The following is an 11,379-nucleotide window of genomic DNA, read 5'->3' on the forward strand; positions in this document are numbered from 1 at the left end:
ACGCCTGTTGCGCGCACCTTTCCTTCGAATGTCGTAGTCGCCAGTCCGGCGATGAATCAGGCCGCGCGTGCGTCGCATCGATGCACGCACGTCCGCACCGACACGCCCGTTCCGGGCAATCTTTCCACGCAAGGAGACCAGCAGTGAAAATCCAGACACGACGCACCGTACTCGTGGCGGCAGCGGTTGTCGCAGCGCTGTCCGGCTGCGCGACCGAATCGTCGCGCACGCTCGACGTGCCGGCCGTGAGCAGCGCGCAGAAGCCTTATGCGGGCAAGCCCGTTGCGATCGCGGTCGGCAAGTTCGACAACCGCTCGAGCTACATGCGCGGCATCTTCTCCGACGGCATCGACCGCCTCGGCGGACAGGCGAAGACGATTCTCGTCACGCGCCTGCAGCAGAGCCGGCGCTTCAACGTGCTCGATCGCGAGAACCTCGACGAGATCAAGCAGGAAGCCGGCTTCATGAAGAAGGCGCAGGCGGTGAAGGGCGCGAACTACGTGGTGACGGGCGACGTGACCGAATTCGGCCGCAAGGACGTCGGCGATCACCAGCTGTTCGGCATCCTCGGCCGCGGCAAGACGCAGGTCGCGTACGCGAAGGTCAACCTGAACATCGTCGACACGACGACGTCGGAAGTCGTCGCGTCGAGCCAGGGCGCGGGCGAGTTCAGCCTGTCGAACCGCGAAGTGATCGGCTTCGGCGGCACGGCCGGCTACGACTCGACGCTCAACGGCAAGGTGCTCGACCTCGCGATCCAGGAGGCCGTGAACCATCTCGCCGAACAGGTCGACGCCGGTGCGCTGAAGACCGCGAAGTAAGCGCTGCAGGCGCCGGGGCCGGCGCCGCATGCGATCGATTCACCACGACATCAAAGAGAAAAGACCATGAAACGGGGTAACTGGCTGCCGGCGACGGCCGCCGCATTGCTGCTCGCCGGCTGCGCGAGCTCCACGCCGCCGCTCTATCAGTGGACGGGCTACCAGCCGCAAGTGTACGAATACTTCAAGGGGCAGAAGTCGCCGCAGGAGCAGATCGACGCGCTCGAAAAGGCGTTGCAGGACATCCGCGGCAAGGGCCATACGCCGCCGCCGGGCTTCCATGCGCATCTCGGGATGCTGTACGCGAGCGTCGGCAACGAGCAGCAGGCCGAGCAGGAACTGCAGGCCGAGAAGCAGCTGTTCCCGGAATCGTCGACCTTCATGGATTTCCTGCTGAAGAAGAAAGCCGGCGCAGCGAAGCCCGCGGATCAGAAGGCTGCCGGGCAGAGCGCCGCCGGCCAGACGATCGCCGGCCAGAAGAACGCCGATTCGAATTCCGCCAAACAGTGACGTGCCCGCCATGTTCAAGACACTCTCATTCAAGCTGATGTCCGTGCTGTCGATCGTCGCGCTGCTGAGCGCGTGCGCACAGCCGGTGAAACGACCCGACTACACGGCGTTCAAGAAGAGCCAGCCGCGCTCGATCCTCGTGCTGCCGCCGATCAACGAGACCTCCGACGTCGCGGCCACCTACGGGGTGCTGTCGCAAATGACGCTGCCGCTCGCCGAGTCCGGCTATTACGTGGTGCCGGTCGCGGTGATGGACGAGACGTTCAAGCAGAACGGCCTGACCAACGCGGCCGAGATCCAGGGAACGCCGCCCGCGAAGCTGCGCGAGATCTTCGGCGCGGACGCCGCGCTGTATTCGAAGGTTTCGCAGTACGGCACCGTGTACCGGATTCTCGCGAGCGCAACGGTCGTGTCCGCGTCGGCGAAGCTCGTCGACCTGCGCACGGGCGACGTGCTGTGGCAGGGCCGGGCGAGCGCGAGCAGCGACGAGGGCGGCAACAACGGCGGTGGCGGCCTGATCGGCATGCTCGTGGTGGCCGCGGTCAAGCAGATCGCGAACACGCTGATGGACCAGAGTCACGACATCGCAGCGTTCACGAGCAACCGGCTGTTGTCGGCCGGGCCGCCGAACGGGTTGCTGTATGGGCCGCATTCGCCGAAGTACGGCACCGACTGATCGACGCAGGCTGCCCGCTATAGGGGCATAGAAACGCAACGGCCGCGCACGTAACGTGCGCGGCCGTTTTGCGTCGATGCGGCCGGAAAAATGCGAAAAGCGGCCGGCGCCGCGCAGCGGCTCAATGCACGCCGAACGCGTCGAGCAGCCGGTACCAGCTCATCGCAAGCACCAGCGCCGGCGTGCGCAGTGCCGCGCCGCCGGGGAAGTCGCGATGCCGGATCTTGCCGAACAGGTCGAAGCGGCTCGCCTGTCCGTCGATCGCCTCGGCGATCAGCTTGCCCGCGAGCGCGGTCGTGTTCACGCCGTGCCCCGAAAATCCCTGCGCGAAGTACATCGTCGGCGCGACGCGGCCGAAGTGCGGTGCGCGGTTCATCGTGATGTCGACGAAGCCGCCCCATGCGTAGTCGACCTTTACGTCCGCGAGCTGCGGGAACGTCTTCAGCATGTCCGCGCGCATCGCGGCCGCGAGATCGCGCGGCTCTCGCGTCGAATAGCTGACCTTGCCGCCCCACACGAGCCGCGTGTCGGGCGCCGGCCGGAAATAGTCGAGCACGAAGCGGCTGTCGCAGATCGCCGCGCGCGCGGGCATCAGCGCGGCGGCGCGCGCTTCGCCGAGCGGTTCCGTTGCGATCACGTAGGTGCCGACCGGCATGATCTTCTTCGACAGCGCGGGCGCGAGCGTGCCGACGTAGGTATTGCATGCGAGCACGACGAAACGCGCGCGAACGTTGCCGCCGCTCGTCTCGACGACGTGGCCGCCCGCGACGTCGCGCACGCGCGTCACACAACTGTCCTCGTGGATGCGCACGCCTGCGCCGGTCGCCGCACGGGCGAGGCCGAGCGTGTAGTTGAGCGGATGCAGGTGGCCGCTGTCCGGGTCGTACAGGCCGCCGCAATAGCGGGCGGACTGCACGTAGTCGCCGAGTTCGTCGGCTTCGACGAAATGGAAGCGGTCGTAGCCGAAGCGCTTCGCGGCTTCGTCGCGCCAGCGCTTCAGCGCATCGGCGTCGCGCTCGGTGTTCGCGGCAGTCAGGTAGCCGGGCATTAGCGCGCAGTCGATGTCGTGCCGCGCGATGCGCGACTTCACGAGCGACAGCGTTTCGAGCCCCATGTCCCAGATGCGCTTCACGTCGCCTTCCGGCATGAATTGCCCGAACGTGTCGATGTCACACGCAAAGCCGCCGATCAACTGGCCGCCGTTGCGGCCGCTCGCCGCCCATCCGACCCGCGACGCTTCGAGCACGGTCACCGAGTGGCCGCGCTCGGCGAGGTTGAGCGCGGCGGACAGGCCCGTGAGGCCCGCGCCGATCACGCACACGTCGGCGTCGGTCGTGCCGGCGAGCGGCGCGTGGCGGGTCGTATCGTTGGCGGTCGCCGCGTAGTAGGACGCGACGTGCGGCTGGTTGGCGAAAATCTGCATGATCAGGAGAACGGAGAAAGAGGGCTCAGAACAGCTCGCGCACGCGGTGGTACAGCATCCCGAGTTCGAGCGCGGGCTGCCGCCATGCGTCTCCGCCGGGGAAGCGCCGGTGGCGTATGCGCGCGAACAGGTCGAACGCGCGCGTGTCGCCCGCGATCGCGCCGGCGACCGCGCGTCCGGCGATGCCGGTGAGCGCGACGCCGTGCCCGCTGAAACCCTGCACGTAGTAGAAGTTCGGATCGAGCGCGCCGAAATCCGGCGCGCGGTTGCGCGTGACGTCGACGAAGCCGCCCCACGCGTGGTCGACGCGCACGTCGCCGAGCTGCGGGAACACGCCGACCATCCGTTGCCGGATCGTTTCGGCGAGCGTCGCGGGCGACGCGCCGGCCGAATTCGCACGGCCGCCGAACAGCATCCGGTGGTCGGCCGACAGCCGGAAATAGTCGAGGAAGAAGTTGTTGTCGCACACGGCTTCGCGCCGCGCGATCAGTGCGTCGGCGCGTGTCTGGCCGAGCGGCTCGGTCGCGATGATGTACGACGCGATCGGCGCGATGCGCGCGGCGGTCGCGGCCGGCAGCACGCCGCCGGGGCCCGCGTTGCAGCACGACACGACGTAGCGGCAGCGCACCTCGCCCGACGGCGTGCGCACGACGGGCCGCGCACCGCGCACGATGTCGAGCGCGGGCGTGTGCGCATACAGCGCGACGCCTTCGCGGCGTGCGGCATCGGCGAGGCCCAGGCAATACTTGAGCGGATGCAGGTGGCCCGACAGCGGATCGTGCACGCCGGCCAGGTAACGCGTCGACGCGATGCGCGCGCGGATCTCGCCGGTGTCGAGCCACGCGAGCGACGGATGGCCCCAGCGCGACGTCGCGGCGTCCATCCACGCGCGCAGGTCGTCGATGCGGCGCGGCTTCGTCGCAACCGTCAGGTAGCCGCGCGTGAAGTCGCAGTCGATCCCGTAGCGCGCGATCCGCTCGGCGATCAGCGCGACGCCGTCGAGCGACAGCGCCCACGCGGCGCGCGCGCCGTCGGTGCCGAGCTGCCGCTCGATCTCCTCGTCCTTCGCGAAGCCGGTGATCGCCTGGCCGCCGTTGCGGCCCGATGCGCCCCAGCCGGGCCGGTGCGCATCGATCACGGCGACCGACAACCCGCGCGCCCGGCAGTCGAGCGCCGTCGACAGGCCCGCGAAGCCGGCGCCGATCACGCAGACGTCGACGTCGATCGTGTCGTCGAGCGAAGGATCGTCGATCACGGGCCGCGTGACCGTCGCTTCGTAGTACGAGTCGCGCGCGAGTGCATCGGCGCGGCGGGTGAAAGACTGCGTCATCAAATCGACTCCCTCTTTACGACCGGCGGACGGTGCGCGACGCACCTCGATCCGGCCGGCAAAAACGGCGCGGGACGCCGTGCGCGCGGCACGGCGTCCCGCGTGTGCTGCGTCAGAACGAATAGATGAACTGCGTCGCGAGCAGGTCGTTGGACTTGCCGTACGAACCGTCGTTGCGCAGGAACACCTTGTTGTTCGCCCAGTCGTGCCGGTATTCGACCTTCACGGTGATCTGCTGGGTCGGATAGAACAGCAGGTCGAGCGCGACGTCCTGGCGCACGGCCCCCTTGCACTCGAAGCCCAGGCCGCCGCCGGCCTTCGACATCGCGAGGCAGTCCGCGTCGACGCCGAAGCCGTTGTTCGGATCCATCCCGTTGCCGTTCAGCGCGATACCGCCGCCGCCGCCGCCGTTCTTCGTGTTGGCGAGCAGGTCGTAGCGCAGCGTCACGCCCATGCGGCCGACCACCGGCGCGTTGAACTTGCGGTGCGCGAGCAGCGACAGGCCGTACCACTGCGCGAGCCCGCCGTTGAACGCCGCATGCTGCTGCCGGCCGTAGTCGACTTCGGCGTTGTACTGAATATCGGCAAGCGTGTAGGTCGCGTCGAGTTCGCCGAAGAAGAACGAACCGTATGCGCTCGGTGCCGCACCGCCCGGGCCGTAGTGGACGACGCCCTGATCGTCGATCGCGCTCGCCAGCGTCTGCCGCCCGATGTTGAACGACCCGCCGATATCGAGCGCGCTCGACCACGTGTAGTCCGCGCGCGCGGTGAAGGTCGGCACCTTGTTGCTGGTGCTGATCGGATCGCCGAGCGCGTTGGTGCCCGTCTGCGTGACCGAACCGTACGTGCGGTACTGCTCGTTGCCGAGGAAGAACTTCCACGCCCAGTTGCCCTTCGTGTAGTTCGCGCCGACACCGACGTAGCTGCCCGGATCCGAGAAATCGTACAGCAGGTTGTGCGTGAGCGTGAGCATCTGGTTCGACTGCTGCACCTCGTAGCCGCCGAAGCTCGGGATCAGGCCGGCGACCAGCGTCGTGGTGGCGGTGATCGGCACGTTGATGACCGCCGTGTTCAGCAGGTTGTCGGTGATCGAGCCGCGCGAATTCTGCAGCAGCGTGATGCCGTTGCCGCGGTTCGGCATCAGCGTGATCTCGGCCGACGGCGCCATCGGGCCGACGCCGAACGTCTTCTTGATGTCGAGGTAGAGATCGCCGAACGTGCTGTTGAAGTAGTTGTACGCGTTCTCGTGGTTCGCGAACAGGAACGACGACGTGCCGGCCGCGCGGTTGTAGATGTAGGTCGGATCGATGTAGCCCGTCACCGACAGGCCGGCGAGCGGGCCCGTGCTGGCCGCGTCGGTCAGCGAGTCGACCTTCAGCTGCTGGTTCGCGATCTGCTGCTTCATGTCGCTGACCTCGTCGTTGGTCAGCGTGGCCTGCGCCTTGCCGTAGTCCGGCGAGCCCGGATCGACGGCCACTGCAACCGGCGCCGCGCCGGTCTTCGCACCGGCTTGCGCGACAGCGGCGCCGCCCGGTTTCGCGGCGAGCTGCGCCTGCATGGCCTTCATCTGTTTCTGCAGCGCCGCGACCTGCGCCTGCAGCGCCTTGATCTCGGCGGATGTCGAGTCGGCCAGCGCGATGCCCGGCAACGCGCCGGCCACCAGCAGGCAGATCAGTTTCTTCTTCATTGCGGATTCTCCTTGTCGTGCGCCAGTCAAAGTGCGATCGGTTCGCGCGCCGCAGGGCGCGGCGCGCGGGTCTTGTTATCGATGAAAAGAAAAGGGGAGGCTCACGCCACCGCGAACGCCGCCTTCATGTCGGCCACGCGGCGCCGTTCGCGCGCGATCATCATCCGGTTCACGACGATCACGCCGATCGTCACGGCCGTGATGAACAGCGTCGCCAGTGCATTCATTTCCGGGTTCAGCCCGAGCCGCACGCGCGAGAACACCACCAGCGGCAGCGTCGTCGAACCCGGCCCCGACAGGAATGCCGACAGCACCAGGTCGTCGATCGACAGCGTGAACGACAGCAGCCAGCCCGACAGCAGCGCCTGCGAGATCAGCGGCAGCGTCACCACGAAGAACACTTTCAGCGGCGTCGCACCCAGATCGAGCGCGGCCTCTTCCAGCGACTTGTTCATCTCCTTCACGCGCGACTGCACGATGATCGCCACGTACGACACGCACAGCATCACGTGGCCGATCCAGATCGTCACCATCCCGCGGCCCTTCGGCCAGCCGAACATCTGCTCCAGCGCAACGAACAGCAGCAGCAGCGAGATGCCCTGGATCACTTCCGGAATCACCAGCGGCGCGTTGATCATCCCCGTGTACAGCGTGAAGCCCCTGAAGCGGCCGAAGCGCGCGAGCACGAAACCTGCCCACGTGCCGATCACGACCGACGCGGTGGCCGTCAAGAGGCCGATCTTCAGCGACAGCCACGCGGCGCTCAGCAGCTCGTCGTCCTGCCACAGCGATGCGTACCACTTCAGCGAGAAGCCCGACCACACCGTCACCAGCTTCGACTCGTTGAACGAGTACACGACCAGGCTGATGATCGGGATGTACAGGAACAGGAAGCCGAAGGCGAGAACGCCCGTCGACAGCGGTTTGCTCGGCTTGATCATTTCGCGTCCTCCAGTTCCTTGACCTGGTAGTACTGGAACAGCGCCATCGGCACCAGCAGCAGCATCACCATCGCGACCGTCACCGCGGACGCCATCGGCCAGTCCATGTTGTTGAAGAATTCATCCCACATCACGCGGCCGATCATCAGCGTGTCGGCGCCGCCGAGCAGCTCCGGAATCACGTACTCGCCCACCGCCGGGATGAACACCAGCAGGCTGCCGGCGATGATCCCGTTCTTCGACAGCGGCAGCGTGATCCGCGTGAACGCGACCCACGGTTTGGCACCGAGGTCGTACGCGGCTTCGAGCAGCGTGAGGTCCATCTTCACGAGGTGCGCGTACAGCGGCATCACCATGAACGGCAGGTACGAATAGACCATCCCGATGTAGACGCCCGCATCGCTGTGATACAGCCGCAGCGGCGTGTGGATGATGCCGAGCGCGATCAGCGTGTGGTTCAGCAGGCCGTCATCCTTCAGGATGCCGATCCATGCGTAAACGCGGATCAGGAACGACGTCCAGAACGGCAGCATCACGGCCATCATCAGCACGTTGCGCCGGTTCGGCTCGGCGCGCGCGATGTAGTACGCCATCGGATAACCGATCAGCAGGCACAGCACCGTCGACACGGCGGCCATCTTCAGCGAGCTGAGGTAGGTCGCGATGTACAGGTCGTCCTTCAGCAGGAACGCGTAGTGCGACAGCTGCAGCGCGAAGTGCACGACGCCGTCCTTGAACTCGACGAGCGACGTGTACGGCGGAATGCCCATCACCTGGTCGGCGAAGCTGATCTTCAGCACCAGCACGAACGGCAGCGCGAAGAAGACCGCGAGCCACAGGAACGGCACGCCGATCGCGACGCTGCGGCCCGACGGCAGGAAGCGCGACAGCGCGGCGAAGCGGCCCGGGCGAGCCCGGCCGGCGCTGGTGCTCGCGGCGCCGGTCGACACCGGCGCGGACGGAGTGGAAGCGGAAGTTCTCATCGTGTCGTCCTCATTGCGTCAGCACGACGCCACTGGCCGGCGACCACGACACGAACACGTCGTCGTTCCAGGAAGGCGCACTGTCGGTCATCAGGTGCGAGCTCGACAGGTTCGACACGACCGTCTTGCCGCTCGGCAAACGCACGTGATACAGCGAGTAGCTGCCCATGTACGCGATATCGGTAACGACGCCGCGTGCCCAGTTGTGCTTCGAGCCCGGTTTGTCGCGCGACACGTGCACGCGCTCCGGGCGCACCGAGATGCCGACCGGCATCCCGAGCGGGCCGGTCACGCCGTGGCTCACGTACATGCGTGCTTCCAGGTCGTCGCTTTCGACGAAGATGTGGTCGGGCTCGTCCTCGACGACACGCCCTTCGAACAGGTTGGTCGAGCCGATGAATTCGGCCGAGAAGCGGCTGTTCGGGAATTCGTACACTTCGCCGGGCGAGCCGATCTGTACGATCCTGCCTTCGCTCATCACCGCGAGGCGGCTCGCCATCGTCATCGCCTCTTCCTGGTCGTGCGTGACCATCACGCAGGTCACGTCGACCTTCTCGATGATGTTCACGAGTTCAAGCTGGGTCTTCTGGCGGATCTTCTTGTCGAGCGCGGACATCGGCTCGTCGAGCAGCAGCAGCTTCGGGCGCTTGACCAGCGAGCGCGCGAGCGCGACGCGCTGCTGCTGGCCGCCGGAAAGCTGGTGCGGCTTGCGCTTCGCGTACTTGCTCATCTGCACGAGCGCGAGCGCGTCGGCCACGCGCTCCTTGATCTCGTTCTTCGGCGTGCCTTCCTGCTTCAGGCCGAACGCGACGTTCGATTCGACCGTCATGTGCGGGAACAGCGCGTACGACTGGAACATCATGTTCACCGGGCGGCGGTACGGCGGCAGCGACGCGAGGTCTTCGCCGTCGACGAAGATCTTGCCGGAGGTCGCCGTTTCCAGCCCGGCGAGCATGCGCAGCAGCGTCGACTTGCCGCAGCCCGAGCTGCCGAGCAGTGCGAACAATTCGTTCTTCGCGATCGTCAGGTTCACGTTGTCGACGGCCGTGCTGTCGCCGAATTTCTTCACGACGTTTTCGATGCGCACGAAGGCGTCGTTTTGCGTACGGGCCGCGGCGGCCGGTTGAATCTGTCGTGCAGCAGCGGAAGAGGGTATCGATTGCATGGGAGTCACCATTCGTTCTTCACGGATTGCAGGCGTGAGCGTCCCCGCACGAGGCGCGCAACGCGACTCGCGGACAACGGCTCGTGCCGGATGGAACAGTGCGCGCGGCGCGCGCGGGCGGACGGAGGTCCGCGTATCTCAGGCGGGCAGGCGTGGAGCGATGCCTGCGCCGCCGTGATGCATGGCGATCAGTGGCCGGTTTTCAGCTGCGCCCACAGACGGTTCTCGAGGCGCAGGATGTCGGCCGGCATCGGCTTCATCAGCACCATCTTCTTCAGCACGTCTTCAGGCGGATAGACGGTCGGGTCCTGCGCGACGGCCGGCGTGACGAACTGGTGCGCGGCCTTGTTCGCGGTCGGGTAGAACACCGTGTTGGTGATCGCCGCGTTGACCTTCGCGTCGGAGACGTAGTTGATCCACTTCAGCGCGGCCTCGGGGTGCGGCGCATCCTTCGGGATCACCATCACGTCGAACCACAGCAGACCGCCTTCCTTCGGGTTCGAGAACTTGATGTCGTACGAGCGCTTCGCTTCCGACGAGCGGCGGTGCGCGATGCCGATGTCGCCCGACCAGCCGAGCGCGACGCACACGTCGTTGTTCGCGAGGTCGTTGATGTAGCCGGACGAGTTGAACTGGGTGATGTACGGGCGGACTTTCTTCAGGACTTCGAATGCAGCCTGGTAGTCGCCGGGGTTCTTGCTGTTCGGATCCTTGCCCATGTACTGCAGCGTGGCGGCGAACACGTCGACGGCCTGGTCGAGGAACGACACGCCGCAGCCCTTCAGCTTCGCCATGTTGGCCGGATCGAACACCAGTGCCCAGCTGTCGACGGGCGCGTTGTCGCCGAGCGCTTTCTTCACTGCCTGCACGTTGTAGCCGATGCCGTCCGTGCCGTAGGCCCAGGGAACGCCGTACTGGTTGCCCGGATCGGCATCGGAGATCATCTTCATCAGCAGCGGGTCGAGGTTCGCGAGGTTCGGGATCTTCGACTTGTCGAGCTTCTGGTACACGCCGGCCTGGATCTGCTTGGCCATGTAGTTCGACGTCGGCACGACGATGTCGTAGCCCGAACTGCCGGCAAGCAGCTTCGCCTGCAGCGTATCGTCGCTGTCGTAGTTGTCGTACTTGACGTGGATGCCCGTCTGCTTCTGGAAGTTCGGGATCGTGTCCGGTGCGATGTAGTCGGACCAGTTGTAGACATTCAGCTCGTCGGCACGCGCCGACGGGCTGGCGACCGACGTGAACGCTGCCGCGGCGGCGAGGGCGGCAACGGAACAGGCTTGGCGAAGAAAGCAGGCACGCATGGTGGAGTTCCCCTGGTTATGGCAGCGTGCGGCGCCCGCCGCACGCCTGTAGGCAAGGCCGTTACGAAATACCCAGTTGCTGGGCGGTTGCATCGACGGCCTTCTTCGCCTTCGACACGAGTTCATCGATTTCCTGACGCGAGATCACGAGCGGCGGCGACAGCAGCATCCGGTCGCCGGTCGCACGCATGATCAGGTTTCCGTTGAAGCAGAAGTCGCGGCAGATCGTGCCGACGTCGCCGCCGTTCGCGAAGCGGCGGCGTTCGGCCGGCGCTTCGGCGAGCTGCAGGCTCGCGACGAGGCCGTGACCGTGCACTTCGCCGACGATCGGGTGACGCGCGAAGGTTTCGCGCATCAGCGCCTGGAAGTACGGGCCCGTGTCGCTCTTCACGCGCTCGACGATCCCTTCGTCGCGCAGCAGCTTCAGGTTCGCGACCGCGACGGCTGCGGCGACCGGATGGCCCGAGTACGTGAGGCCGTGGTTGAATTCGCCGTTGTCGATGATCGGGCGTGCAACACGCTCGTGAATCCCGACCGCG

The 11,379-nt window shown here is 66.4% G+C and carries 11 protein-coding genes; 3 read left to right on the plus strand and 8 right to left on the minus strand.

Translation table 11 applies throughout. The annotated features are described in order from the left end of the window. The first annotated feature begins 149 nt into the window (after positions 1–149). From ACM6JT_RS21330 to ACM6JT_RS21340, 3 genes are all read left to right on the plus strand, one after another. Positions 150–821: a CsgG/HfaB family protein gene (locus tag ACM6JT_RS21330; protein ID WP_200882387.1), complete on the plus strand. Its 672-nt coding sequence runs from the start codon at positions 150–152 to the stop codon at positions 819–821. A gap of 66 nt (positions 822–887) precedes the next feature. Next, entirely contained in the window at positions 888–1,331 is a 444-nt protein-coding gene (locus ACM6JT_RS21335; RefSeq protein WP_034179248.1) for a DUF4810 domain-containing protein, read from the plus strand. A 10-nt stretch (positions 1,332–1,341) separates the two neighbouring features. Further along, a complete protein-coding gene (locus ACM6JT_RS21340; RefSeq protein WP_034179247.1) occupies positions 1,342–2,007 on the plus strand; it encodes a DUF799 domain-containing protein in 666 nt (221 codons plus the stop codon). Between the two features lie 121 nt (positions 2,008–2,128). On the opposite strand, the gene ACM6JT_RS21345 is transcribed toward ACM6JT_RS21340, so the two are convergent. The 8 genes from ACM6JT_RS21345 to ACM6JT_RS21380 form a co-directional block, all read right to left on the minus strand. Beyond that, a complete protein-coding gene (locus tag ACM6JT_RS21345; RefSeq protein WP_414857241.1) occupies positions 2,129–3,430 on the minus strand; it encodes an NAD(P)/FAD-dependent oxidoreductase in 1,302 nt (433 codons plus the stop codon). 25 nt (positions 3,431–3,455) lie between these two features. Beyond that, positions 3,456–4,760 carry an NAD(P)/FAD-dependent oxidoreductase gene (locus tag ACM6JT_RS21350; protein ID WP_243564982.1) on the minus strand — a complete coding sequence of 435 codons (1,305 nt, stop codon included), beginning with the start codon at positions 4,758–4,760 and terminating at the stop codon, positions 3,456–3,458. Between the two features lie 112 nt (positions 4,761–4,872). Next, on the minus strand, positions 4,873–6,447 hold the full coding sequence (locus tag ACM6JT_RS21355; protein WP_407970950.1) for a DUF3138 family protein: 1,575 nt from the start codon (positions 6,445–6,447) through the stop codon (positions 4,873–4,875). A gap of 101 nt (positions 6,448–6,548) precedes the next feature. Beyond that, positions 6,549–7,388: an ABC transporter permease subunit gene (locus ACM6JT_RS21360; protein ID WP_034179243.1), complete on the minus strand. Its 840-nt coding sequence runs from the start codon at positions 7,386–7,388 to the stop codon at positions 6,549–6,551. Beyond that, positions 7,385–8,371 (minus strand): ABC transporter permease subunit, encoded by a 987-nt coding sequence (locus tag ACM6JT_RS21365; protein ID WP_131945797.1) that lies wholly within the window; start codon positions 8,369–8,371, stop codon positions 7,385–7,387. The genes ACM6JT_RS21360 and ACM6JT_RS21365 overlap by 4 nt, the downstream gene beginning before the upstream one ends. Before the next feature lie 10 nt (positions 8,372–8,381). Next, the gene (locus ACM6JT_RS21370) at positions 8,382–9,536 is read right to left on the minus strand and encodes an ABC transporter ATP-binding protein (protein ID WP_034179241.1); all 1,155 of its coding nucleotides are present in this window, start codon (positions 9,534–9,536) and stop codon (positions 8,382–8,384) included. 188 nt (positions 9,537–9,724) lie between these two features. Continuing rightward, entirely contained in the window at positions 9,725–10,840 is a 1,116-nt protein-coding gene (locus tag ACM6JT_RS21375; RefSeq protein ID WP_034179240.1) for a polyamine ABC transporter substrate-binding protein, read from the minus strand. A 61-nt stretch (positions 10,841–10,901) separates the two neighbouring features. Further along, positions 10,902–11,379 (minus strand): aminotransferase class III-fold pyridoxal phosphate-dependent enzyme (locus ACM6JT_RS21380; RefSeq protein WP_414857242.1); only part of this gene is annotated, 478 nt, incomplete at its 5' end.

The organism is Burkholderia sp. IT-111MI5 (genome assembly GCF_949752865.1).
Lineage (GTDB): Bacteria > Pseudomonadota > Gammaproteobacteria > Burkholderiales > Burkholderiaceae > Burkholderia > Burkholderia pyrrocinia_C.

Coding starts and splice junctions, on each gene's coding strand:
- ACM6JT_RS21350 (WP_243564982.1), bottom strand. CDS start 4,760: ATGACGCAGTCTTTCACCCGCCGCGCCGATGCACTCGCGCGCGACTCG.
- ACM6JT_RS21370 (WP_034179241.1), bottom strand. CDS start 9,536: ATGCAATCGATACCCTCTTCCGCTGCTGCACGACAGATTCAACCGGCC.
- ACM6JT_RS21345 (WP_414857241.1), bottom strand. CDS start 3,430: ATGCAGATTTTCGCCAACCAGCCGCACGTCGCGTCCTACTACGCGGCG.
- ACM6JT_RS21340 (WP_034179247.1), top strand. CDS start 1,342: ATGTTCAAGACACTCTCATTCAAGCTGATGTCCGTGCTGTCGATCGTC.
- ACM6JT_RS21355 (WP_407970950.1), bottom strand. CDS start 6,447: ATGAAGAAGAAACTGATCTGCCTGCTGGTGGCCGGCGCGTTGCCGGGC.
- ACM6JT_RS21335 (WP_034179248.1), top strand. CDS start 888: ATGAAACGGGGTAACTGGCTGCCGGCGACGGCCGCCGCATTGCTGCTC.
- ACM6JT_RS21375 (WP_034179240.1), bottom strand. CDS start 10,840: ATGCGTGCCTGCTTTCTTCGCCAAGCCTGTTCCGTTGCCGCCCTCGCC.
- ACM6JT_RS21360 (WP_034179243.1), bottom strand. CDS start 7,388: ATGATCAAGCCGAGCAAACCGCTGTCGACGGGCGTTCTCGCCTTCGGC.
- ACM6JT_RS21365 (WP_131945797.1), bottom strand. CDS start 8,371: ATGAGAACTTCCGCTTCCACTCCGTCCGCGCCGGTGTCGACCGGCGCC.